Here is a 24,159-nt window from a genome sequence, read left to right as displayed (position 1 = left end):
CGACGCGGCCTCGCGAGGCGCGCGTCGCTCGTCGCTTGCAGCGGTGGTCGATCGACGCTCGCCGAATCAACGCGCGACGAGCAGGCCGTCGGCGACCAGGCCGGACAGCAGCTCGTCGGCCTCGTGCGTCTCGGCGCCGAGCCGCACCGCCTCGGCGGCCAGCGCGGCGTGCGGCCGGCCGTCGCCGGCGAACAGCAGCAGGCGGACCAGCGGCTCGCTGGCTGTCCCGAGGGACACCTCGCCGCCCGGGCCGGCCTCGACCAGCAGCGGCTCGCGATCGGGCCCGCGCGGCGGTCGCTCGCGCGACGGGCGAGCGGTCGCCAGGGCGGCGGCCGGGTCGGGGCCGAGGCGGGCGCGGACGCGCTCGAGGCAGGCCAGGCTGCCGACCGGGACCAACAGCGGGGCGACGCACGGGTTGCACGCCAGGCCCTCGCCGGCGCCGGGGCGCGGGCGGCGAGCGCGGGCGATCGCGGCCTCGATCCGGCCCGTGCCGCCGGCCTGGTCGCCGAGCCATGTCCCGAAGGACAGGGCCATCGAGCCATGTTCGAACGCGCAGGTACGGAACGCCGCCGTCGAGAAGAAAGCGTCGACCGCCGGCACGCCGAGCAGGGCGGCGGCGGCCGGGTACTCTTCGAGCAGGGCGTGCACGGCCCGCGCGCGGCGGTACGGGTCGACTGCGAGGGCCCGCGGATCGACGGCGCGCAGCAGCTCGCGCTCGCGCTCGGCCAGCTCGGGCAGCGGCCCCGGGCCGCGCACTGCGGCGGCGTAGGCGGGATCGAGGTGCATGCAGACCAACGCGGCCTGGACGCGCCGCGGGTCGAGGCGGCTCACGCGGCCTCCGGATCGCGCGCCTGCCACAGCGCGGCGACGCGGTCGAACAGCGGCAGCACCGCGTCGATCGGGTTGCGCTCGCACTCGACGACGATCGCCCGCAGGTTGATCGCCCGCCGGACCGCCTCGGCGGCGATCTCCCAGGTGTCGGGCAGGACCTCGGTGCCGTGATCGTCCTCGACCCACGCGAGCCCGGCGGTGTCGTGGACGCGCCCGCCGGCGACGTGCAGCTCGACCACGCGGTCCCACGGGAAGCCGTCGAAGCCCGCGCGCGGGGCATGGCCGCGAGCGCGCTGGAACATGGCCAGGTGGGCGCAGTCGAGCAGCAGGCCGGTGTCGGCGCGCTCGGCGACGCGGGCGAAGAAGTCGAGCAGGTGCAGCTCGCCGACGAACGCCGCGCCGGGCGGGTTCTCGGGCAGCACCTCGAGGCCGGTCGCCTCGCGCAGCGCGATGAGGCCGTCGGCCAGCGGCGCGACGGCCTCCTCGACGAGGATCGGCGGCAGCAGCAGCATGTGCCCGCGGTCGCGCCGGCCGAGGTGCCACAGGCCGGCGTCGCCGCACAGCCACGCCGGCCGCAGCTCGGCGGCGACGGTGCGCACGGCGGCGAGCCAGGGCGGATCGAAGTCGTCGGGGTCGTCGAGGTTGATGTCGAGGAAGTGGTAGGTGGTCGGCAGGCCGGCCGCGGCCCAGGCCCGCGCGTCGTCGTCGAGGCCCTTGACGACCTCGACGCCGACCTCGAGGAAGCCGGCGCAGTCGGGCCGGCGCCGCCGCAGCTCGAGCGGATCGAGCGCGCCGTCCTGCCGCCGCGCGCCGTACTCGGTGCTGACGCCGAGGCCGAGGCGGGGGAGGGCGCGGACGCGGGCGAGGAAGTCGGGCATGCGGGACAGGTCCTGAGGGACATGCCCGAACGGGCAGGTGTTTAAAGACCTGTCCGTTCGGACATGGCGGAAGCGCTAGGCGCCGTGGGTGGCCAGGTTGGCGGGCCGGCGGGTGCTGCGGTCGATCCAGGCGGTGAGGTCGGGGAAGCGGCCGGTGTCGACCTTGATGAACGACAGGGCCCAGGCGAGCGCGGCGGCGTTGGCGGCGTCGACGAGGGTGAAGTGGTCGCCGACCAGGTACTCGCGGCCCTGGAGGCGCTGGTCGAGGATCTTGAGCTGGCCCTCGAACTCCTCGCGGGCGGACTCGGCCTGCAGCGCGTTGCGCGAGTCGGCCGGGAACCACTCGCTGGTGTTGTGGAAGATGCGGAAGATCGTGCCGCCCAGGGTGACCGAGCCCCACACGATCCACGCCAGCGCCTCGGCGTGCTCGCCGGAGCCGACGCGCGGCCACAGGCCCTTCTCGACGCCGAAGCGGTCGCCCAGGTAGATGATGATCGCCAGCGACTCGAAGATCGGCGTGCCGTCGACCACGAGGGCGGGCACCTTGGCGTTGGGGTTGATGGCGAGGAACTCCGGCTTGTGCTGGTCGCCGGCGCGGAGGTCGAGCTTGACCTTGTCGTAGGGGATCCCGAGCTCTTCGAGGACCCAGTGAACGCGCGAGGCGCTGGTATTGGGGGTGTAGTAGAAGGTGATCGACATCGGTCTCCGCGGCTTATGTACGCGATCGGGCGGGGGAGCGATAGGCGAGCGCAGCGGTCGGCAACCGCCTCAGGCGAGGCTGTAGACCAGCAGCCATTGGTTGCTGGTGCCCGGGCCGATGTCGCGGCGATCGAGGGCGGCGAGGCTCACGCCGAGCCCGGCCGCGACGGCCTCGATCCGCCCGGCGGCCTCGACCGCGGTGTCGTTGCGGTAGTGCTCGCGCCGCGCGGTCGAGCGCTCGCCGCGGGTGGTCTGGGCCGGCGTGCGGGCCAGGCCGAACGCGGTGTTGTCGCAGACGACGAGGACGCCGCCGCGACGCAGCCGCGACAGGGCCGTGACGAGCACGCGATCGGGGTCGCGCAGGTGGTTATAGCTGCGCAGGATCGTGACCGCGTCGAAGCGGCGCTCGCCGAGCTCGAGGGCCTCGGCGTCGCCGACCTCGAGCTCGGCGCCGGGCGGCAGGCGAGCGCGCAGGCGGGCCAGCGCGGCCGCGTCGGGGTCGACGCCGGTGTAGCGGATCGCGCCGGCGGCGATCCGCGGGGCCAGGACGTCGAGGTAGGGCGCGTCGCCGCAGCCGAGGTCGAGCACGTCGCCGGTGAGCTCGGCCAGGCGCGCGCGCACGACTGCGTCGTCGCGGGTGAAGATGTCCTCGAAGACAGGTTCGAACATCCCTGTACAAGAGGACAGGTGCGGGCAGTCGGCGCACAGCGGGCTGCGGGCCAGCGGGACCAGCTCGCGGGCGAAGTCCTGGGGGGCCGGTCCGCGGGCGGCGTCGACGTAGACCTGGCCGAGGTCGTGCTTGACCGCGGCGATCTCCTCGTCGGTGAAGTCGCGGGTGTCGGCGCGGTAGCGGGCGATGGCGGGGCCGCGGCGGACGAACAGGTGGCGGCCGCGCTCCCACGGGGTGACGCCGAGCGGACCCTGTCGCAAGGGACAGGTGGCCTCGGGGGCCTCGTGGACGGCCTCGAGCGTGTAGTTGAACGAGTTGGCGCGCGCGCGATCGGTGACCGGGCGCAGCTCGCCGTCGCCATGGACGTCGTGATAGCCGCGGTAGAGCCCGGGGCAGCCGCCGCGCAGGCTGCAGCCGGCGCAGGCCGGCGGGTGGCGCTTGTTGTCGTCGTCGACCGGGAACAGATCGGGCTCGCCGATCTCGACCATGGTCCAGTAGCGGTGGCTGCGGAGGTCGCTGTAGCTGTCCTCGAGGCCAGGTAGGAGGCAGCGCGGGATCCCGCCGTGCTGGACCCGGACCCCGCGCTCACGCGCGTGCGCGGCCGCGGCGAGGACGGCCTCGGCGACGGCGCCGACGCGCGGCACCAGCAGCTCGAAGTTGCGGGCAGCGCCGCCCTTGGGCTCGACCATCGAGAACTTGAGGGTGACGTCGGCGAACGCGGCGACGAGGTCGACGAGGCCGCGCAGGTGGGCGAGGTTCTGGCGGGTGACGACGCAGTTGACGGTGAGGTCGAGGCCGCGGCCGCTGAGGTTGCGCAGGGCGGCGAGGGCCTGATCGAAGGCGTCGCTGCGGACCAGGCGGTTGTGTACGGGCGCGCTGCCGCCGTGGAGCGAGAGGTAGACGTAGCGCAGGCGATGGGCGACGAGCTTGTCGGTGAGCTCGGCGTAGGCGAGGGCGCGGCCGTTGGTGACGAGGCCGAGGTCGAGGCCGAGGCCGGCCACCTGCGCGGCCCAGCGGAGCAGCTCGGGGCGGATCGTCGGCTCGCCGCCGGACAGGACGACCATGGCGTGCCCCAGCTCTGCGGCGCGGACGATCTTCCGCTCGACCTCCTCGGCGTCGCCGTCGATCGGCCGCACGTCGAGGGTGTGACAAAAGGTGCAGTGCTCGTTGCAGCCGTAGCCGACCTTGATCAGCGCCTTGTAGTCCCCGGGCTGGAGCTTCGGCGGCCGCGAGGCTCGCGCGGCGCGTCCGGTCCCTCCGTGGTGGCTGCGGTCGTCCATGCGCAGCGCCGATGCTAGCGCGTCCTCGCGGCGGTCGCCGGGCACTCGGCGTGGTCGAGGGCTCACGCGCCGTCGCGGTCATGGCGGTGGTGGGTCGGCGTGGCCGCGGTGCCCGGCCCAGGGGGCCACGCTTCGGCATACGCGTGAGCGGTCGGCGGCGCCGTCGCCTTGACGGAGGCTGCGGCGGGCGGGTACGTTGGGCTCCAATCAGGAAAGACTGCATGAAGCCTTCGCCGCGTGTCGCTCGTCGCAAGGTCCTCGCTGCCCTCGGAGCTGCCGCTGCCGGCGTCTCGACCGCGTGTACGCTCCGCCCGCGCACGATGGTGCCGTCGGCCGCGGCGCCGCTGGCCGATCTGGTCGGCCCGGTCGGCGAGTGGCGCGTCGAGCAGGTGCTGCCGCTGGTGGCCGGGGCGGTGCCGGTGTTGATGCGCACGCCGGAGGGCAAGAAGTTCCAGGTCGATCTGTTGCGCGCCGAGGTCGACGGGCCACGCGCGGTCGCACAGGCGAGCGGCCTGGCGCTGTACCTCGCCAACGGGGGCACGGGCGACCGGCCGTCGACGGCCGTCGAGGAGCAGGGGGCGCGGGCCCTGGCGCAGCGGCTGACGCAGCTCGCGGCGGAGCGCGGCGACCCGGCGATCCCAGGGCTGCTGACGCTGTCCGAGCGGCTGACGGCGCACCGCCAGGCCGTGCTGACGCCGTGGAGCTGAGCGACGCGGTCCGAGCGGGCTGGCGCCGGGGCGACGAGGGACGCAGTTTGTCCGGAGGGACAGGGCGCTGCGGACATGTCGCGGAGGACAGGAGCAAAGGGGCCTGGTCGAAGGGACAGGCCGTGAAGAGGGGCGTCGAGCGATCTTGTTCGGAAGGACAGGGCGTTTGAGCCATGTTTCCCGGGACATGGGCGAAAGGTCCTGGTCGAAGAGACAGGCCGTGATGGCGGACGTCGAGCGGCTCTGTCCGGAAAGATATGGCGTTTGGGCCATGTCGCAGAGGACAGGGTCGAATGGTCCTGGTCGAAAGGGCAAGCAGTGAAGGCGGCGGGAGTCGAGCCGTCCAGTCCGGAAGGACAGGGGGTTTTGGCCATGTTGCGAGGGACTGGCGGGGCCCTGACGCTGGCCGGCGCCTGCGAAGCGATCGCGGCCTGGTCCGCGGCGGCGCGCGCGGCAGGGTTCGCGCGGGTGCTGGCGGCGCCCGGGCCCGCGGGCCTGACGGCCGAGGACGTGGCCGCGCTGAAGGCCGCGGGGGTCGACGGGCTGAGGGTGCGGCTGTACGCGGCCGAGGCGGCGGCGCACGACTGGCACGCGGGCCGCGAGGGGTCGTTCCGGGCCGCGTCGGCGACGCTGCGGGCGGCCCGGACCGCGCGCTTGCCGGTGACGGTGACGACGCCGCTGACGCGCTCGAACACGCGGGTGCTGGCGGCGGTGCCCGGACTGGTCGCCGACGTCGGCGCGCTCGGGTGGCAGGTCTCGGTGGTCGCGGCGGGCCGTCCGCAGGGGCACGGGGCCGTGGCGCCGCGGTTGGCGGTCGCGGTGCCGTATGCCCTGCAGGCGCTCGTGGCGGCCGAGCGGGCCGGGCTGCTGGCGGCGATCGCCGGGGCGCCGCTGTGCTTGCTCGGGCCGCTGCGCGACCGCGCGGTGCCGTCGCCGGCGCAGGCGTTCGCGGCAGGCTGCAGCGAGTGCGGGCTGCGGGCGAGCTGCCCAGGGGTCGACGCCGAGTACCTGCGCCGCTTCGACGCCGGCGAGCTGGCGCCCGCACGGTCCGGCGAGGCGAGCGCGGCGGGGGGCGGCCTGCGAGCTCAGAGACTTCGGGACATGTTCTCGGGGCCATGGCTCGAAGTATCGGAGGCGGCGTGCTGGCCGATCTGACGCTGCCGGCGCCCGGCTCGGAGACTGCGCGCGGGCTGTTCTCGATGGCGCTGCGGCGGGCCCTGACCGACCTGCTGCGGCTGCCGCCCGGGCCGGGGCCGAACGGCGCGGCGTGGGGGCGATTCGGGCCGGAGCTGCGGCGGATCGCCGCGCGGGCGCCCGGGGCCCTGGCGAGCGCGGTGCGACGGCCGACGATCGGGACGCTGATCCGCTGCCTGCGCGGACGGCCGGACCCGGCGCTGCAGGGGGAGCTGCTGGCGACGCTGGGGCTCGAGCTGGCGGTTGCAGGTGTGCTCGAGGACAGGTTTCAGGTGCCGCAGCCGCCGCGCGAGGTGCTGTGCCTCGGGGCCCGCTGCGCCCTGCGGCCGCCGCCGGGTCCGCTGACGATCGGACCGACCGGCTGGCAGGCCGGCGGGGTGAGCGGGTCGCTCGGTGAGAACTTCGGGACATGTCCGTCCGAGCATGTGACAAGGGACATGTACGAGACCGTCGCCGGGCCGATCGCTCTGGCCCTGCGGCGCGACAACAACCCGCTGGCCGAGCTGGAGGCCCACCCCGACAAGTCGGGCAGCGGGCTCGATCTCGGCGGGCAGTCGGTCTCGGCCTGGTCGGCGGGGTTGCGGGCGGGGCTGGGCCTCGTCGAGGCGCATTTGCCGAGGCTGCGCGCCGAGCTCGACGTCGGCCTCGCGCTGGTGGTGCCGGTCGGGCACGACCGCGAGCGGCACCTGTCGGCGTCGTACCAGGAGGCGATCGGGACGGTCTACCTGAGCCTGCACCCGAGCGCGCTGACTCTGGCGGAGGCGCTGCTCCACGAGTTCTCGCACAACAAGCTGCACGCGCTGCTCGAGCAGGGGCCGATTTTGGAGAACGCCTGGTCGCCGCTGTACGCGTCGCCGGTGCGGCCCGACCCGCGGCCGTTGCACGGGGTGCTGCTGGCGGCGCATGCGTTCCTGCCGGTGGCGGCGATGCTCGAGTCGATGCTGTCCTCGGGGACAGCCGAGGTCGAGGGCCGGCTGCGACAGGTCGCGCGCGGCAACCACGAGGCGGTCGAGACGCTGCGGCAGCACGCGCGACCGACGGCCCTGGGGGCGCCGCTGCTGGCGGAGCTGGTGCGGCTCGACGAGCGCTTCCGTCACTTCCGGGAGGGCTGACAAGTGCCGGGGCTGCTCGACATGATCCTCGGCTACGACTGCAACCTGTGGTGCGACTACTGCACGATCGGGCCGGAGCTGCGCGGGCGAGCGCTGTCGACGGCGCACGCGCTGGCGTCGCTGCGGCAGGGGCGGGGGCAGGGGCTCGACGCGCTGTCGATCACGGGCGGCGAACCGACGATCCGCCCCGATTTGCTGGCGATCGTGCGCGCCGGGCGGGCGCTCGGGTTCGCCGACATCAAGGTGCAGTCGAACGGGCTGATGTACGCGCACGGCGACAACCTGGCGCGGCTGTTGGCGGCCGGGACGACGTGCTTGCACGTGTCGATCCACACCCATCGGGCCGACCGCTACGAGCAGCTGGTCCGAAGGACAGGTACGTACGCGGCGATGGTCGGCGGGCTGCAGCGCGCGGTCGCCAGCGGGGCGGCCCTGGTCGTCGATCTGATCGTCAAGCGCGACACGATGGCCGACCTGCCGGCGGCGATCGACTGGCTCGCGGGGCTGGGCGTGCGCGCGGTCGATCTCTGGTACGTGTCGCTGACCGACGCCAACGCGGCCCACCCGGAGTCGCTGCCGCGGATGTCGGAGGCGCTGCCGTTCGTGACCGAGGCGCTGGCGCGCGGGCGCAGGCAGGCGATGGCGCTGCGCTCGCTGCACGTGCCGCGCTGTCTGCTCGGGGAGGATCACGCGCACGCGTGGGATCCCGGGGCCGACCGGGTGGTGGTGGTGACGCCGGAGGCCACGTTCGCGCTGAAGGACAGCCGCCTCGCCGGTCGGGTCAAGGTGCCGGCGTGCGCGGGCTGTCCTTTCGAGCAGGTCTGTCCGGGCGTGCGGCCGGACTACCTGGCGGTGTTCGGCGACGGCGAGATCGCGGCCGCGAGGGGACAGACGGCGACGCGCGGGCCGACGCGGCTTCCGATCGCGCGCTGACCACCCGCGAGCGCGACGCGGCGATACCTCGGCCGCTACCGCGTCGACATGTCGCCAGAGACATGTGTGAACGGGCATGTCCCCGGCGACATGCCGCCGGGGACATGTCCAAACGAGCTACTTGCGGCGCAGCAGCGGGGCGAGGAAGCGGCCCGTGTGCGAGGCCTCGATCTTGGCCACGTCCTCCGGGGTGCCCTCGGCGATCACGAGTCCGCCGCCCTGGCCGCCTTCGGGGCCGAGGTCGACGACCCAGTCGGCGCACTTGATGACGTCGAGGTTGTGCTCGATGACGAGGACCGTGTTGCCGGCGTCGACCAGGCGCTGGAGCACGTGGAGCAGGCGGGCGATGTCCTCGAAGTGGAGGCCGGTGGTCGGCTCGTCGAGGACGTAGAGCGTGTTGCCGGTCTGCACCTTGCACAGCTCGCGGCTGAGCTTGACGCGCTGGGCCTCGCCGCCGGACATCGTCGTCGCGGTCTGGCCGATCTTCATGTAGCCGAGGCCGACGTCTACCAGGGTGTTGAGGATCCGCTTGAGCGGCGGGTGGTTCTCGAAGATCTGCAGGCAGTCGTCGACGCTGCTGTCGAGGATCTCGGCGATCGTGCGGCCCTTGTAGGTGACGCCGAGGGTCTGGGCGTTGTAGCGCTTGCCGCCGCACACCTCGCACGGGACGTACACGTCGCTGAGGAAGTGCATCTCGACCTTGATCACGCCGTCGCCCTGGCAGGCCTCGCAGCGGCCGCCCTTGACGTTGAAGCTGAAGCGGCCGGCCTTCCAGCCGCGCGCGCGCGACTCGGGCAGCTGGGCAAACAGCTCGCGGATCAGGTCGAACGACTTGGTGTACGTGCCGGGGTTCGAGCGCGGGGTGCGGCCGATCGGGCGCTGGTCGATGGCGATGACCTTGTCGAGCTTCTCGAGGCCGGACAGGCCCTTGTGGGTGCCCACGCGCTCGAGGCTGCCGTGCAGCTTGTTGCTGAGCGCGGGCAGCAGGATGCCGTTGACGAGCGAGCTCTTGCCGGCGCCGCTGACCCCGGTGACCGCGACCAGGCCGCCGAGCGGGATGGTGACGTCGATGCCGCGGAGGTTGTGCTCGGCGGCCCCGAGGACCTTGATCTTGCCCTTCGCGGGGCGGCGCGCCGCCGGGACGGCGATCTCCTTGCGACCCGAGAGATAGGCGCCGGTGAGGCTCTCCTTGCAGCGCGCGAGCTCCTTGGCGGTGCCGCTGAACACGACCTTGCCGCCGAGGTGGCCGGCGCCGGGGCCGAAGTCGACCACGTGGTCGGCGGCGCGGATGGTGTCCTCGTCGTGCTCGACCACCACGACGGTGTTGCCGAGGTCGCGCAGGTGCTGCAGCGTGCGGATGAGCCGCATGTTGTCGCGCTGGTGGAGGCCGATGCTCGGCTCGTCGAGCACGTACATCACGCCGCTGAGCTCGGAGCCGAGCTGGCTGGCGAGGCGGATCCGCTGGGCCTCGCCGCCGGACAGGGTGGGGCCCGAGCGATCGAGGGTGAGGTAGTCGAGGCCGACGTTGAGGAGGAAGGTGAGGCGGGCGGCGATCTCGCGCAGTGCGCCCTCGGCGATGGTCTTCTGCTGGCCGGTGAGGGTGAGCGCGGCGAAGTGCTTGCTGGCCTGGAGGACGGTCAGCGCGGTGGACTCGGCGATGTTGGCCCCGGACACGCGCACCGCCAGGCTCTCGGGGCGCAGGCGCTTGCCGCTGCACACGTCGCACGGGACCTCGCGGAAGTACTTGCGGTAGTAGTCGCGGGCGGCCTCGCTGTCGGTCTCGCGGAAGCGACGCATGAGGTTGGGGATCACGCCCTCGAACCGCATGCCCCAGGTGCCCTGCGAGCTGCTGTTCTCGCTGCCCCACTTGACCGCGATCTTCTGCTCGCCCTGGACGCCGAACAGCACGGTGTCGCGCTTCTTCTTCGGCAGCTCCTTCCACGGCTTGTCGAGGTCGACGGCGCAGGCGTCGGCCAGCGCCTCGACGATGCGGAAGGTCCAGCCCTCGCCCCGCTCCATCGCCGAGGCCCACGGGGCGATCGCGCCGTCGCGGATGCTGAGGCTCGGGTCGGGCACGACGAGGTCCGGCGCGGCCTCGTTGCGGGTGCCGAGGCCGTTGCAGTCGGGGCACATGCCGAGCGGGCTGTTGAACGAGAAGCTGGCCGGGTTGAGCTCGGGGAAGCTCTTGCCGCAGCAGCTGCGCGACTCGGAGAACTGCAGCTTGAGACCGGGCGCGGAGCCCTTGCCCTCGGCCTCGGCTCGCAGCTCGCCGTGGCCCTCGCGCAGCGCGAGCTCGACGCTCTCGGTGATCCGCCGCCGGTCCTCCGCGCGGACGGTGATGCGGTCGACCACGAGGGCGATGGTGTGCTTGAATTTCTTGTCGAGCTTGGGCGGGTCGTCGAGGCGGTGGAGCTCGCCGTCGACCTCGACGCGGAGAAAGCCGCGGCCGCGCAGCTCCTCGAACAGATCCTTGAACTCGCCCTTGCGGTGGGTGACGAGCGGGGCGAACAGGGTCAGCTTGCTACCTGGCGCTTCGGCCAGGAGCGCGTCGACGATCTGCTCCGGCGAGGAGCTGCGCACCGGCTTGCCGCAGTCGGTGCAGTGCTGAGTGCCGACCCGGGCGTAGAGCACGCGCAGGTAGTCGTAGATCTCCGTGATCGTGCCGACGGTCGAGCGCGGGTTGTTGGAGGCGCTCTTCTGCTCGATAGCGATCGTGGGCGAGAGGCCGCGCAGGTGCTCGATCTTCGGCCGCTCGAGCTGGCCCAGGAACTGGCGCGCGTAGGCCGACAGGCTCTCGATGTAGCGGCGCTGACCCTCGGCGTAGAGGGTGTCGAAGGCGAGGCTCGACTTGCCCGAGCCGCTGACGCCGGTGAAGACGACGAGCTTGCGCTTGGGGACGAGCAGCTCGTCGATCTGCAGGTTGTGCTCGTGCGCGCCCTTGACCTCGATGAAGTCGGGCTCGCGCACGGGGCTCAGGCGGGCGGTCCGTTCCGACGGGGTGTCCACCGGGCCGTGTTAGCACGCGTTTTCGCGCCCGCCGACACCGCCGCTCGCCTGTGCAGGTGAAAGTTTGCGCACGTGCCCAGATGTTCAGGTGCGATCTCGCGCCGATCTCCCGGTCTGCCGGGGCGCTCCCGGCCGAGAGCGCGGCATCTCAAGCTTCTCAAGCGGGCCGCATGCCCCTATTAAGAGGGCCCCCGCGCCCGGGTGGTGGAATCGGTAGACACAGGGGACTTAAAATCCCCGGCGCAAGCGTGCGGGTTCGAGTCCCGCCCCGGGCATCGTCGACCTGACCAGGCGCGGCGAGATCTGCGGCCGCCGCGGCGGCCGGTCCGCCGGACGGACTGCCGATCTGGTCCGTAGGCCATGTCCTTCGGGACATGGTCGAAGGAGCAGGAGCGGCGGCTCGCGGCCGGGCGGACAGCCTGTCCGAGAGGACATGTCGTCAGGGCTTGTACGCGTCGGCCAGCCACAGCCAGCGGAACTCGCACTGTTCGGCCGGGCCGGAGTACGAGCGCAGGTTGTGGAAGCTGCCGACGACCGAACCGACCGGGTTGTGGTTCTGGTCGTAGAGGGGGATCTTGGCCGGCTTGACCTCGCCCATGCCGGCGACGACCTCCAGGCCCGAGAACTGACCGACGAGCTCGTAGTGGCCCGGCGGGGTGCCGCACACGTTGTTGCCGGGGCACGCCTGGACCTGCGCGGCGGCGACGGTGAACTCGAGCGCGTCGGGCCACGGCACCGGCAGCTCGGCGGTGCTGGGCACGCCGATGCCGGCGACGAACATGCTCGAGGCGAGGTTGTTGAGGTTGCCCGGCTTGGCGAAGCGGACCATCCGCGTCTTGCAGGTGTTGGGGTCGGCGAAGCCGGTGCCGACGTAGGCGACGCTGACGCAGGTGCCGAGCGGGATGTCGGGGATGGCCGTGTCCGGACCCGCGACGTGGACCGCGATGGTCTGGTTGGCGAGGCACTGCGTGTTGCCCTGGATGCACTCCTGGGCCGAGTTGCAGGCGCGGAGCTTGAAGGTGCCGGCGTCGGGCTTGGCCTCGAGGATGCCCTGGATGACGGGGCCGAGCGGGGCGTTGCAGAGGCCCGGGGCGGGGGTGTGCTGGACGGTGATCTCGAGGCTCGGGGCGGCGACCTGCGGACAGACGTCGCCGGGCGAGAGGTCGAGCTTGGGCTGCGAGGTGTCGTTGGTCGTCGTGCTCGCGGTCGAGTCGCCGTCGGTGGTGCTCGTGGTCAGGGGGTCGACGCTCTCGGTGGTGCTGGCGGTCGCGGTGGTGCTGGTGGTCGCCGCGGCGGTGGTGTCGCTGGTCGCGGCGGTCAGGTCGACCGTGGTGCTCTGAGTGCTGCCGCCGCCGCTGGTCGGATCGACCGTGGCGGAGGTGCCGCCGGGGCTCGTCGAGCTCAGGGAGTCGCCGGAGTCGCTCCCGAGGAGGCCTGGGCTGGCGTCGTAGGCCGGGTTGGGGACCGTACACGCCGCGAGGTGGACGATGCAGAGAGCAGGGAAGCAGAGCGAGCGGCGCATGACGCGAGGCTAGTCGGCGCTCGCGCGCGCAAGCAAGAGCGATGACGCGCCCGGGTAATTTCGCCCCGGAGCGCGGCCCTGCTGCGGTTTGGTCGAGGTGAAGGCGAACGACCTGGCCGAACGGACAGGTGACGGCGGGGCCTCAGGCGGGCGGGACGTTCTCGGCGAAGGCGAGGTGGAGGACCATGCGCGCGCCGCCGGTGTGGCGAGTGTCGAGCGCGAGGCGCCCGCCCGAGCCCTCGGTGAGGCCGCGGGCGATCGCCAGGCCGAGGCCGGCGCCCTCGTGGTTCTCGCCGCCGGCGCCGCGGAAGAACGGGGTGAAGATGTGGGGCTGATCCGCGACCGGGATGCCCGGCCCCTGATCGACGACGGCGAGCTCGACGCCGCCCTCGACGACGACGACCTCGACGCGGACCTCGCCGCCGGGCGGGCTGTGGACGACGGCGTTGTCGATGAGGTTGCGGAGGGCGCGGGCGAGGTCGGCCGCGCCGCCGCGCACCTCGACCGGGAACTCGTCGATCGCCGGCGGCACTGCGATGGTGACGCCGCGATCGTCGAGGTGGCCGCGGGCCATCCGCAGCGCCTCGCGCACGACGTCGGCCACCCTGGCGCGCGCGCGCGTGGCCGGGGCACCGCCCTGGGCCCGCGCGAGCCGCAGCAGGTCCTCGGCGAGGGCGATGAGGGCGTCGACGGAGGACAACATCTCGCGCAGGGCGGCGCGGTACTCGTCGACGTCGCGGTCGCGTCGCAGCGCGAGCTGCAGCTCGCCGCGCAGCGAGGCCAGCGGCGAGCGCAGCTCGTGGGCGGCGTGCGAGATGAAGCGCCGCTGCGACGACACGACCTCGTCGAGGCGGCTGATCATGTGGTCGAGATCGGAGGCGAGCGAGCGCGTCTCGTCGGCGCCCATGACCCGCGGATCGCCGACGCGCGCGGCGAGGTCGCCCTCGGCGACCAGGCGGGCGACGTGCGCGACCGAGTGGACGTCGCGGGCGAGCCGCTCGCCGAGCCAGCGGGCGATCAGCGCGGTGGCGCCGGCGGCACAGACGAAGATGAGGAGGAGGAGCTCGAACAGGGTGGTGGTGTCGTCCTCGACGGTGCTCTTGGAGACGGCGTAGAGCAGGGCCTCGCCCTGATCGCCGGTCGGCATGACGACGCCGCGCAGGCGCGTCTCGCCGAGCTCGAGGTCGACCGCCACGCCGTCCCAGGGCAGCGCGTGCCGCAGGCCCAGCGCGGCGAGCGACGCGGGGGCCTGGCCGGCGAAGCTCTCCGACGCGGTCTCGAGCACGGTGTCGGGGCCGTAGATCGCGGTGTAGCGCGGGGTCGGGTCGATGCTCTCGGGCACGTCGGCGTGGCCCTCGTCGAGCGGGTGGCCGGCGTAGTAGGTGCCGGGCAGGTGCTGGGCGAGGGCGGTGGCCTGGCGGAACAGGGCGTTGTCGAGGTCGGAGATCTCGAGCGCGCGGATCAGCAGGTAGAGCGGGACGAAGGACAGCGCGAGGGCGACGACGGTGACGCCTGTGACCACACCGACCAGGCGGTTGCGGAGCTTCATGCCTCGTTCTGCCAGCGGTAGCCGACGCCGCGCACCGTCTCGATGCGGGCGGCGTGCTCGCCCAGCTTGGTGCGCAGGTTCTTGACGTGGACCTCGACGACGTTGGAGCCGGGGTCGAACGACAGCTCCCAGACCTTCTGCAGCAGCTCGGTGCGCGGGACGACGCGCCCGGCCTCGCGCACGAGGTAGCTGAGCAGCAGGAACTCGCGCGGGGTGAGGTCGAGGCGCCGGCCCGAGAGCGTGACGGTGCGCTCGTGCCTGTCGATGCGCACGGGGCCGACCTCGAGGTAGCGATCGCCGTGGCCGCGCCGGCCGAGCGCGCGCACGCGGGCCAGCAATTCGCCGAGGTCGAACGGCTTGGGCAGGAAGTCGTCGGCGCCCGCGTCGAGGCCGGCGACGCGCTCCTGGATCTCGGCGCGCGCGGTGAGCATCAGGATCGGCATGGTCGCGCCGGCCGAGCGCAGGGTGCGGCACACGGTGAGCCCGTCGACCGAGGGCAGCATCCAGTCGAGGATCACGAGGTCGTAGCTGATGCTGCGGCTCTGGGTGATGGCGACGCCGCCGTCCTCCACGAGGTCGACGACGTAGCCCTCCTCGGCCAGGGCGCGCAGCAAAAAGCTGGCGAGCTTCTTGTTGTCCTCGACGATGAGGATCTTCATCGCGCGGATGATAGCGCCGGTCGTCGCGGGCGTCGGGGTGCCCGGGCCGCAGTCGCGTCCGCAGCGCGGTCTGGCACGGCGACGGGAGCGGGCGCGGGCGGGCATCGGCGGGCCCCGGAAGCGTGAGCGCAAAACGCGCGACTGCCGGCGAGCCCGGGTTCTGCGGCGGGGCCCGTCCGACTCGCGGCGGCGGTCAAAGCGAGTATGCTTGCACCCGTGACGCGCGCCTCCAGACGTCTCGCGCTCGCGCTGCTGCTCGTGAGCGCCGCCTGCCTCCCTTCCGGCGAGCTCGTCGCCATCGACGGCAGTCACCGCATGCTCGCCCGCGACCCGCAGTCGGGGCTGAGCGTGGTGCTGACGACGGGGGCCTGGCAGGGCATCCCGAGCGACCTCGACGAGCAGGTCACGGTGCTCCACGTCCTGGTCGCCAACCTGGGCAACCGTCCGATCCGCCTGGCGCCCGGCGACATCGACTTGATCGACGAGCGCGGCTTCCGGCGCGATCTCCTCGACGCCGGCGGCTCGTTCGTCCAGGCCGGGCAGAACGACAACGGCTACCACCCCGGCCGTCAGCTCGACTTCGGCCGCATCGAGTGGGTGGGCGGCGACGTCGCCTCGTCGGCGCTGCCGTGGGGCGTGCTGGTGCCGGGCACTTCGATGCGCGGCTACGTGTACTTCGAGAAGGTCGATCGGGCCAACGCTGCGACCCTCACCTGGCACTTCCACGACAGCGACAGCCGCCCGGTCGTCGACCTCACCTTCGATCTCTACGTCGCCCGTGGCTCGCAAACGTGAGTCACAGGCGGGCGGCCGCCTGCGCCGCCGGGGTCGCACCTGTCTCTCGGGGCTGGTGGTCGCGTGCGCTGCGGCGGCGGGGCTGTCGGCGCGCCCGGCCGCGGCCGGCAACCGCGAGACCAACCCGCTGAGCAACGAGGCGGCGCTGACCGGCGGGGCGGTGACTGCCCTCGGGCGCGACACCGGGGCCATCTACTACAACCCGGCCGGGCTCGGGGCGGTGCGACGGACGCAGTTCAACCTGTCGACCCAGGCGGCCCAGTTCCGCGCCCGCATCGTGCCGTACGCGGCGGTCGCCGACCTGCCGAACGGCAGGCGCGACGCGGCGACGCTGAGCAGCTTGCAAGGCCTGGTGATGCCGTCGTCGCTGGCGGTGACGCGCCACATCGGCCGCGGGGTCACTCTCGGGCTCGGCTACTTCGCGCCCGACTACGACTACTACGACTACTCGGCGTCGCTGCAGGGGGCCGGCGGCGGGACGGAGTACGACGCGCGCATCCAGGTCGACGGCTGGGTCTACCGCTACCACGCGGGGGCGGCGGTCGGCTGGCAGCCGCACCCGCGCTTTCGCATCGGCGCGACGCTGTTCGGCACCTACGGCTGGCAGCGCGAGGAGATGCGGATGTGGATCGACGCCGCGTCGGGCACCGCGGACGCGCGCACCGACGCCACGCGCACGGTCGACTTCGACAACAAGCGCTCGATCTTCGGCGGCGAGGCGGTGGTCGGCCTGCAGTGGGAGTTCGCCAAGAACGTCCACCTCGGCCTGACCTTTCGGACACCTCGCTTCGTCGCCTTCGAGGTCCACCGCAGCTACCTGCTGAACAGCTCGAACGTCGACCGGCCCGACGGCGACGACGAGTACAAGTTCGAGTTCGACGACTCGCCGTCGCCGTCGCGGCGCGGGCGGGTGGCGCCGATGCGGCTCACCATGGGGGTCGCCTACGCGCTGCCGAAGCGGCGCGGGTGGGTCAGCGGCGAGATGGACTTCAGCCCCGGGCTGCGGCCGAAGGGCTCCGACATCAACATCCGCCCGATCTGGAACGTCCGCGCCGGCGCCCGACTGCGCACCGCGGAGCGGCTGTACTTCGGCATCGGCGTGTTCTCCGACCGCGACGACCAGGTCCACACCTCGGCGTTCCCGCAGTTTCGCATCAACTATTACGGGGTCACCACCGGGGTCGAGTTCTTCTCGCCGGTCCGCCTCGGCAAGGGCGAGCGGGCCCGCAGCATCGTGTTCTCGACCTGCATCGCGGTCCGCTACAGCTACGGCCGGGGCTCGGCGGCGCAGATCATCTTCGACCTGCGCGACGCGCCGAGCGGCCGCGTGGGCTACGACATCGGCACGGTCGACCGGGTGGCGTTCCACCTGTTCGCCGGCCACCTCGGCATGGGCACGTACTTCTAGCCCGCGCGGCGAGGAGGCGACGACATGTCCCTGCGGACAGCCCGGGCGCTCGGCCGGTGGCGCGCGAGGGAGGGGCAGGGGACGCTTCGGTCTCTCGGGACATGTCCCGAGAGACCGGTGCGAAGGACCCGCGAGGCCCTCACTTCTTGGTCTGCAGCACCTTGTCGATGACGTGGACGAGGCCGTTGCTGGCGGGGAGGTCGACCTCGAGCAGCTTGGCGCCGTCGATCGTCATCTCGGCGTCCTGGGTCTGCTTGATCGGCAGCTCGGGGCCGGCGGCGGTCGGCGCGGTGCGGTAGTTGCCGATCTTGGCGGTGTCGTTGACCCCCGGGATGAAGTGGTACTTGAGCGCCTTCTGCAGCTGCTCCTTGTTCTTCTTCCACTTGTCGAGGGTGCCCTTGGGCAGCTTGGCGAACGCCTCGTCGGTGGGGACGAGGATGGTGAGGCTGACGTCGGCGCTGGCGAGCTCCTTGTCGAGCTCGGCGGCGACCAGCAGCTCGTGGAAGGTCTTGCCCTTCTCGAGCCCGGCGACGACGGTGGCCAGGTCCTTGGCGGCGGGGGCCGGTTCAGGGGCCGGAGCGGCCTCGGGCTCGGGGGTGGCTTCGGCCTCGGGCTCCGGCGCGGGGGCGGGTGCGGGGGCGGCAGGCTCCGGCGTCTCGGAGGCCGAGTCCTTCTTGCAGCCGACGTTCGTGCTCGCGCTCGCGACGAGCAGGGACAGTGCGATGAGTCTCAGGTTCACGATGGGGGCCTCCTGGGCCTGCTGACGGTAAACCGGCGAGCGCCTCGGCGGCAACTTTTATCGGCGCTGCGAGCTTGACGGGCGACGGAGCGATGGGCTGTGCTCTTGACGATGTTTTGTTCGCCTCGGTGTGTCCCCTCGGTGCTCTCCTGTGTCTTCGCTGGCGTGGTGCTCTCGGCCTGCGGCGAGTCCGGCGGCGATACGAGCAACGTGTCCGCCACGGCGCCGACGACCCAGTCGCCCGCGGGCGCGTCGACGATCGATCCGAGCGCGACGGGCAGCGCCTCCGAGGGCAGCAGCGACGCGAGCGACAGCACCGACGGGCAGACCGGGTCGTCGGGGGCCGTGAGCACCTCGGGGCCGGAGCCGACCACAGGGCCCGATCCGACGGCGACCGCGACGTCGACGACCTCGACGACGACGTCGCCGTTCACCACCAGCGAGAGTACCGACACCGGCTGGTGGGAGACGACGACCGAGGGCGGCGACATGTGCAAGGTCAACATCGACATCGTGTTCGTGATGGACGTGTCGACGTCGATGTCGGCGATCTTGCAGAAGCTGGCCGACGAGATCCTGGTGGTCGATCAGGCGATCGCGGCGCTCGACGTGGATACGCAGCCGAGCTACGGCCTGGTGGTGTTCGTCGACGACGCGACGATCATCAACAACGGGACGCCGTACGCCGACGCGGCCTCGCTGCAGGCCGACTTCATCGAGTGGAGCACGTTCACCCAGAGCAACTCGCAGACCGACGGCAACGGCTCGAACGGCGACTGGCCGGAGAACACGATCGACGGCCTGTACCTGGCGGCGTACGGGTTCCAGTGGCGGCCGACCGAGTCGACGCTGCGGATGATCATCCACACCACCGACGACACGTTCGGGGACAAGGGCGCCAACCAGAGCGGCGAGATTGTCCAGCACAGCTACGACGAGACGGTGCTCGGGCTGCAGGAGCGCGAGATCCGCGTGTTCAGCTTCGTCGACAACGACATGACCGGCGGGCCGGGCAACAACGAGGACGTGAGCATGGGCTTTTTCACGCCCTACCAAGGGAAGACCCCGATCCCGCAGGCCACCGACGGCGGGGCGTTCAACATCAACGACGTGTACGGGGGCCAGCTCAGCCTGTCCGCGGCGATCAACCAGTCGGTCGAGGACAGCCTGTGCGAGCAGTACATCCCGATGTGAGGCCGTGCTATAAGCGCGGGCGATGATGGACGCGGCGATCGCCACTCACCCGCGGATCGATCCCAGCCTGTGCGGCGCGCCGGTGACGGTCGCGCCCGGGCGCGCCGAGGTGCGGCTGGTCGCCACGCCGGTGATGGCCGTCGACGACCACGGCCTGTGCCACGGCGGCTTCGTGTTCGGCGCCGCCGACTACGCGGCGATGCTGGCGGTGAACGACCCCAACGTCGTGCTCGGCGCGGCGACGGTCAAGTTCCTCAAGCCGGTGCGGGTCGGCGAGGCTGTGCTGGCCCGCGGGACATGTTCGATCGAACATGGCCGAAAGCGCATGGTCACGGTCGAGGTCGTGCGCGAGGCCGGCGGCGAGGTGGTGTTCACCGGCGAGTTCGCGTGCTTCGTCCTCGACAAGCACGTGCTGGCCGGCTGAAGTTCTGGCAACGAGACGGACCTAACTGGAGAAGGAGCCCACGATGGACGGAGGAGACCGGATCGCCGAGGTGCTGCGCCGACACGGCGTGCAGTTCCTGTTCACGCTGTGCGGCGGACACATCTCGCCGATCCTGGTCGGCGCCAAGCGCCGCGGGATCCGCGTCGTCGACACCCGCCACGAGGTCAACGCGGTGTTCGCCGCCGACGCGGTCGCGCGCATCACCGGCGTGCCCGGGGTGGCGGCGGTCACGGCCGGGCCGGGGCTCACCAACACGATCACCGCGGTGAAGAACGCCCAGCTGGCGCAGTCGCCGGTGATCGTGCTCGGCGGGGCGGCGGCGACGGTGCTCAAGGGCCGCGGGGCGCTGCAGGACATCGACCAGATGGCGCTGATGCGGCCGCACGTGAAGTGGGCCCACGCGGCCAAGCGGGTCCGCGAGCTGGTGCCCATGCTCGAGGAGGCGTTCCGCGTGGCTCAGGAGGGCGTGCCGGGGCCGGTGTTCCTCGAGTGCCCGGTCGACCTGCTGTACGGCGAGGACGTGGTGAAGAGCTGGTACGTGGCCAAGACCAAGCCCGGCCAGGCGCCCAGCCTCGGCGAGCGCGCGCTGGCGACGTACCTCGGCTTCCACACGTGGCGCATGTTCGCCGGGGCCGACGACGCGCGGCCCCAGACGCCGCGCCCGGTGCCGCCGCCGACGCTGGCCCGCGACGAGCTGCGCGCGGCCGCGGAGGCGTTCGCGCGCGCCGAGCGGCCGGTGATCGTGGTCGGCAGCCAGGCGCTGAGCATCCCGGGCGAGGCGCGCGGGATCGCCTCCGCGCTCGAGGCGATCGGCGCGCCGGTCTATCTCTCGGGCATGGCCCGCGGCCTGCTCGGCGCGGGCCACCCGCTGCAGATGCGGCACGCCCGCAAGGCTGCGCTCAAGCAGGCCGACCTGGTGGTCCTCGCCGGCGTGCCGTGCGACTTCCGCCTCGACTACGGCCAGAACATCAGTCGCAAGGCGGTGCTGATCGCCGCCAACCGCAGCGAAGAGGAGATGCAGAAGAACCGCAGCCCCGACGTGCCGGTGCTGGCCGACGCCGGGCGGTTCCTGCAGGGCCTCGCGGGCCGGCTGGCGGCCGCGGGCCAGGTCCGTGACCGCTCGGCCTGGGTGGCCAAGCTGCGGGCCGCCGACGACGCGCGCGACAAGGACATAGCGACCCAGGCCGACGGCGCATCGACCGAGCCGGAGGCGCTCGTCAACCCGCTGCACCTGTGCCGCCGGATCGAGGCGGCGCTCGACGACCGCAGCCAGCTCGTCGCCGACGGCGGCGACTTCGTGGCCACGGCCTCGTACATCGTCCGGCCGCGCGCGCCGCTGTCGTGGCTCGATCCGGGGGTGTTCGGCACGCTCGGCGTCGGCGCCGGCTTCGCGCTGGGGGCGGGGCTCGTGCGCCCCGAGGCCGAGACGTGGATCTTCTACGGCGACGGGTCGGTCGGCTACAGCTTGAGCGAGTTCGACACCTTCGTCCGTCACAAGGTGCCCGTCATCGCGGTGGTCGGCAACGACGCCTGCTGGGCCCAGATCGCCCGCGAACAGGTCGAGATCCTCGGCGACGCCGTCGGCACCGAGCTGGCGCGCACCGACTATCACCGCGCCGCGGCCGGCTTCGGGGCGGTCGGGCTCGAGATCCGCGAGGCCGCCGCCGTCGACGCCGTGATCGCCGAGGCCAAGGCGGCGGCCAAGGCCGGCAAGCCGGTGCTGATCAACGCTCACCTCGCGGGCACGGACTTCCGCAAGGGCTCCCTGTCGATGTGAAGCCCGCCGGGGCTCGCGCATGAGAACTGCTTCATGCGTCGTGTGACGCACGCCGGCGCGAGGACTCGGAGCAGCGGGGCCTGGCGCGCGGGGCTTGCTGTGCGCACCGACCTGCGGAAGAGTTCAGGCCATGCTCGTCCGCCTCGCCCCTGTGACTCGCGCGCTGCTCGTCTCGTTGCTCGCCGCCTGTAAAGCCGCCGAATCGGGTGCGCCGGGCGACACCGAGGACACGGACGACACCGGCTTCGAGGGCGATCCGGAGGTGTTCTCGGAGCTGTCGGCGCCGGTCGACATCCACATCGACGACCGCGGCGTGCCGCACATCTACGGCCAGACCGACGCCGACGTGTTCTTCGCCGCGGGCTACCAGGTCGCGGTCGATCGCCTGTTCCAGATGGACCTGATGCGGCGGCGGGCGTACGGGCGCGGGGCCGAGGTGCTGGGCGCGGGCAAGGTCGACGAGGACCGGATCTCGCGGCTGTTCGACTTCCCGCGCTGGGGCCGGCTCGACGCCGAGCGCCTCAAGAAGGAGAGCCCGGAGGAGTACCACCTGTTCGTCGCCTGGACGGCCGGCGTCAACCGCCGCATCGAGGAGATCAACTCCGGCGCCGCGCCGCTGCCGTACGGGTTCGGCAAGGCGGAGCTGAACTACTCGCCCGAGCCGTGGGACCCGGTCGACGGGCTGGTGATCGGCAAGATGGTCAGCTTCGGCAACTCGAACGTGCTCGAGTACGAGTTCCTCGCCACCGTCGTGACCCGCTTCGTGCCCGCCGTGCTCGAGGTGGTGCAGCTGCCGCGGCCGGGCTGGGAGACCTACACGGTGCCGCCGGAGGACCGGCCCGCGGCCGGGACCGCGCCGGCGCCGAGCGGGGCCCTGCCGAGCAGGACTTCAGGAGAGGTCGCAAAGAACAGGTCCCAAGAGCCAGCCCTCAGCCTGCCGCCGGACGCCAAGGCCTCGCTGCGGCGCATGCACGACGCGCTGTCGGGCTTCCGCGTGGTCGGCAGCAACAACTGGGCGGTCGACGGGCGGTTCACCGCCAGCGGCAAGCCGCTGATCGCCAACGACCCGCACCAGCCGCTGCAGAGCCCGTCGGTGATGTACGCGGTCCACCTCAACAGCGCCGACGCCGGCGGCAAGTTCGACGTCGCGGGCTTCGGCTTCGCCGGGGTGCCCGGGGTGCAGCTCGGACACAACCACAAGATCCACTGGGCCGCGACCACCGGCTTCGCCGACTGCATGGACCTCTACTCGGTCAAGCTGGCGCCCGACCAGGCGACGATCGACATCGGCGGCAAGACGGCGCCGGTGGCCTGGCGCGACGAGGTCATCAAGGTCGCGGGCATGGGCGACCGCAGCTTCCGCGTCGGCGACGTCGAGGGCTACGGGGTGCTGGTCGGCGACGCCTTGCCGCTCGACCCGGCGCTGGTGGTCAACGCCGACCGCCGGCTGCTGATCAACTGGACCGGCTTCCGCGCCACCAACGAGGCGCGCGCGTTCCTGCGGATGGGCAAGGCGCAGTCGATCGACGAGTGGGAGAAGGCGGTCGACATGATCGAGGTCGGCACCTTCAACTGGATGGCCGCCGACGCGACGGGCATCACCTATCACCTCAACACCAACGTGCCCGACCGCGGGGCGCCGGCGGGCCGGCCGATGCCGATCCGCGTGGTCGACGGCGACGACCCGGCGTACGTGTGGAACGGCAAGTTCCTGCCGGGCGACCAACTGCCGCGCAGCCGCGCGCCGCAGACCGGCTTCATCGTCACCGCCAACAACGACCCGTGGGGCTTCACGGGCGACGGTGACCTCAGCAACGACCCCTGGTACTACGGCGCCTTCTACGACCCGGGCTACCGCGCGGGGCGGGTCGAGCAGCGGCTGCACGAGCTGACGCAGGCCGGCAAGGTCACGGTCGCCGACATGCAGTCGATCCAGTCCGACACGCACAGCCTGGTCGCCGACAAGATGCTGCCGGTGCTCGCCGAGGTGTACGCCAAGGTCGCGACCGACGACACGCTGCTGGCCTACCGCGGGCGCAAGGACCTCGAGGTGCTGAACGACCTGCTGACCAAGCAGTGGACCCGGCGGATGGACCGCCAGGAGGCGGGCGCGCTGGCGTTCCACGCGTTCGCCCACTTCCTGGTCCAGCGGATCCTCGAGGACGACCTGTCGCTGGTGTTCAACGCCATCATGGACGCGTCGCCGGTGTACGCGCTCAAGTTCGCCGCGCTGGCGGCCACGGGCATGTACCCCAACGCCAACGAGCTGATGCAGGAGGGCCGCGACGTGCTGGTGATGGAGGCGCTGGTCGACGCGTCCGACTGGTTGACGGGCGAGTTCGGGTCGGTGGCGCCGCACCGCTACCACTGGGGCGACCGTCACGGCACCGGCTTCCGCAACGCCTTCGGCGGCGAGCTCGACGGCGGCTGGCACCCGACCGACGGCGGCGAGGACACCGTCAACGTCTCGGGCAGCTCGTTCTTCGAGCCGGAGTCGACCGACGTGCGGCCGCAGTTCGAGTCGAACGACGGCGCGGTCTTCCGGGTCGTCACCGGCTTCGACGGTGAGGGGGTGCCGCAGGCGGTCGTCAACTTCCCGCCCGGCAACAGCGCCGATCCGACCAGTCCGCACTTCGCCGACACGCTGCAGGACTGGATCGAGGACCGCTACCACCACTATCCGTACCGCCGGCACGAGGTCGAGGCCGCCACCCGGGAGACGGTCACGCTCGAGCCGTGATGGTCGCCTGCGCCCCTGTGT

Annotated in this window: 19 protein-coding genes and 1 tRNA gene; 11 read left to right on the top strand and 9 right to left on the bottom strand. The window is 72.3% G+C overall.

Annotation, left to right across the window (positions count from 1 at the left end):
* Nucleotides 1-66: 66 nt before the first annotated feature.
* The 4 genes from OV090_RS28440 to OV090_RS28425 all read right to left on the bottom strand — a co-directional run bounded on the left by OV090_RS28440 (nucleotide 67) and on the right by OV090_RS28425 (nucleotide 4,358).
* Nucleotides 67-831, bottom strand: a complete 765-nt coding sequence (locus OV090_RS28440) for a hypothetical protein (RefSeq protein ID WP_267707765.1) — start codon at nucleotides 829-831, stop codon at nucleotides 67-69.
* Nucleotides 828-1,709, bottom strand: a complete 882-nt coding sequence (locus OV090_RS28435; RefSeq protein WP_267707764.1) for a DUF692 family multinuclear iron-containing protein — start codon at nucleotides 1,707-1,709, stop codon at nucleotides 828-830. The genes OV090_RS28440 and OV090_RS28435 overlap by 4 nt, the downstream gene beginning before the upstream one ends.
* A 75-nt stretch (nucleotides 1,710-1,784) precedes the next feature.
* Complete coding sequence (locus tag OV090_RS28430; RefSeq protein ID WP_267707763.1) at nucleotides 1,785-2,408, bottom strand: glutathione S-transferase family protein; 624 nt, start codon at nucleotides 2,406-2,408, stop codon at nucleotides 1,785-1,787.
* Between the two features lie 69 nt (nucleotides 2,409-2,477).
* Nucleotides 2,478-4,358 carry a radical SAM protein gene (locus tag OV090_RS28425; protein ID WP_267707762.1) on the bottom strand — a complete coding sequence of 627 codons (1,881 nt, stop codon included), beginning with the start codon at nucleotides 4,356-4,358 and terminating at the stop codon, nucleotides 2,478-2,480.
* Between the two features lie 221 nt (nucleotides 4,359-4,579).
* On the opposite strand from OV090_RS28425, the gene OV090_RS28420 reads away from it, so the two are divergent.
* From OV090_RS28420 to OV090_RS28405, 4 genes are all read left to right on the top strand, one after another.
* Complete coding sequence (locus OV090_RS28420) at nucleotides 4,580-5,065, top strand: hypothetical protein (RefSeq protein WP_267707761.1); 486 nt, start codon at nucleotides 4,580-4,582, stop codon at nucleotides 5,063-5,065.
* 372 nt (nucleotides 5,066-5,437) lie between these two features.
* Nucleotides 5,438-6,220, top strand: a complete 783-nt coding sequence (locus OV090_RS28415; protein ID WP_267707760.1) for a hypothetical protein — start codon at nucleotides 5,438-5,440, stop codon at nucleotides 6,218-6,220.
* The gene (locus OV090_RS28410; RefSeq protein WP_267707759.1) at nucleotides 6,181-7,371 is read left to right on the top strand and encodes an HEXXH motif-containing putative peptide modification protein; all 1,191 of its coding nucleotides are present in this window, start codon (nucleotides 6,181-6,183) and stop codon (nucleotides 7,369-7,371) included. Before OV090_RS28415 ends, OV090_RS28410 begins: the two co-directional genes overlap by 40 nt.
* 3 nt (nucleotides 7,372-7,374) lie before the next feature.
* Nucleotides 7,375-8,304 (top strand): radical SAM protein, encoded by a 930-nt coding sequence (locus tag OV090_RS28405; RefSeq protein WP_267707758.1) that lies wholly within the window; start codon nucleotides 7,375-7,377, stop codon nucleotides 8,302-8,304.
* 117 nt (nucleotides 8,305-8,421) lie between these two features.
* On the opposite strand, the gene uvrA is transcribed toward OV090_RS28405, so the two are convergent.
* Nucleotides 8,422-11,271, bottom strand: a complete 2,850-nt coding sequence (gene uvrA / locus OV090_RS28400; RefSeq protein ID WP_267712099.1) for an excinuclease ABC subunit UvrA — start codon at nucleotides 11,269-11,271, stop codon at nucleotides 8,422-8,424.
* A gap of 234 nt (nucleotides 11,272-11,505) precedes the next feature.
* Between uvrA and OV090_RS28395 the strand changes: the two genes are divergently transcribed.
* Nucleotides 11,506-11,585 (top strand) — tRNA-Leu (locus OV090_RS28395).
* A 164-nt stretch (nucleotides 11,586-11,749) separates the two neighbouring features.
* On the opposite strand, the gene OV090_RS28390 is transcribed toward OV090_RS28395, so the two are convergent.
* From OV090_RS28390 to OV090_RS28380, 3 genes are all read right to left on the bottom strand, one after another.
* Nucleotides 11,750-12,832 carry a hypothetical protein gene (locus OV090_RS28390; RefSeq protein WP_267707757.1) on the bottom strand — a complete coding sequence of 361 codons (1,083 nt, stop codon included), beginning with the start codon at nucleotides 12,830-12,832 and terminating at the stop codon, nucleotides 11,750-11,752.
* A gap of 142 nt (nucleotides 12,833-12,974) precedes the next feature.
* On the bottom strand, nucleotides 12,975-14,381 hold the full coding sequence (locus tag OV090_RS28385) for a HAMP domain-containing sensor histidine kinase (protein WP_267707756.1): 1,407 nt from the start codon (nucleotides 14,379-14,381) through the stop codon (nucleotides 12,975-12,977).
* Nucleotides 14,378-15,040, bottom strand: a complete 663-nt coding sequence (locus tag OV090_RS28380) for a response regulator transcription factor (RefSeq protein ID WP_224194879.1) — start codon at nucleotides 15,038-15,040, stop codon at nucleotides 14,378-14,380. The genes OV090_RS28385 and OV090_RS28380 overlap by 4 nt, the downstream gene beginning before the upstream one ends.
* Before the next feature lie 216 nt (nucleotides 15,041-15,256).
* Between OV090_RS28380 and OV090_RS28375 the strand changes: the two genes are divergently transcribed.
* Nucleotides 15,257-15,835: a hypothetical protein gene (locus tag OV090_RS28375; RefSeq protein ID WP_267707755.1), complete on the top strand. Its 579-nt coding sequence runs from the start codon at nucleotides 15,257-15,259 to the stop codon at nucleotides 15,833-15,835.
* Entirely contained in the window at nucleotides 15,819-17,243 is a 1,425-nt protein-coding gene (locus OV090_RS28370; RefSeq protein WP_267707754.1) for a hypothetical protein, read from the top strand. The genes OV090_RS28375 and OV090_RS28370 overlap by 17 nt, the downstream gene beginning before the upstream one ends.
* A gap of 139 nt (nucleotides 17,244-17,382) precedes the next feature.
* Here OV090_RS28370 and OV090_RS28365 read toward each other — a convergent pair whose 3' ends face one another.
* A complete protein-coding gene (locus OV090_RS28365) occupies nucleotides 17,383-17,982 on the bottom strand; it encodes a fasciclin domain-containing protein (protein WP_267707753.1) in 600 nt (199 codons plus the stop codon).
* A 165-nt stretch (nucleotides 17,983-18,147) separates the two neighbouring features.
* Between OV090_RS28365 and OV090_RS28360 the strand changes: the two genes are divergently transcribed.
* The 4 genes from OV090_RS28360 (at nucleotide 18,148) to OV090_RS28345 (ending at nucleotide 24,138) form a co-directional block, all read left to right on the top strand.
* Nucleotides 18,148-19,176: a vWA domain-containing protein gene (locus tag OV090_RS28360; RefSeq protein ID WP_267707752.1), complete on the top strand. Its 1,029-nt coding sequence runs from the start codon at nucleotides 18,148-18,150 to the stop codon at nucleotides 19,174-19,176.
* 25 nt (nucleotides 19,177-19,201) lie between these two features.
* Nucleotides 19,202-19,600: a PaaI family thioesterase gene (locus tag OV090_RS28355; RefSeq protein WP_346660430.1), complete on the top strand. Its 399-nt coding sequence runs from the start codon at nucleotides 19,202-19,204 to the stop codon at nucleotides 19,598-19,600.
* Between the two features lie 43 nt (nucleotides 19,601-19,643).
* Nucleotides 19,644-21,398 carry a thiamine pyrophosphate-binding protein gene (locus tag OV090_RS28350; protein WP_267707750.1) on the top strand — a complete coding sequence of 585 codons (1,755 nt, stop codon included), beginning with the start codon at nucleotides 19,644-19,646 and terminating at the stop codon, nucleotides 21,396-21,398.
* Nucleotides 21,399-21,528: 130 nt separating this feature from the next.
* Nucleotides 21,529-24,138 (top strand): penicillin acylase family protein, encoded by a 2,610-nt coding sequence (locus OV090_RS28345; protein WP_267707749.1) that lies wholly within the window; start codon nucleotides 21,529-21,531, stop codon nucleotides 24,136-24,138.
* Nucleotides 24,139-24,159: the final 21 nt, after the last annotated feature.

This window comes from Nannocystis sp. RBIL2, from assembly GCF_026626745.1.
Classification (GTDB): Bacteria; Myxococcota_A; Polyangia; order Nannocystales; family Nannocystaceae; genus Nannocystis.
Note: the sequence above shows the minus strand (reverse complement) of the source record. Positions and strands in the feature narration are given on the sequence as shown.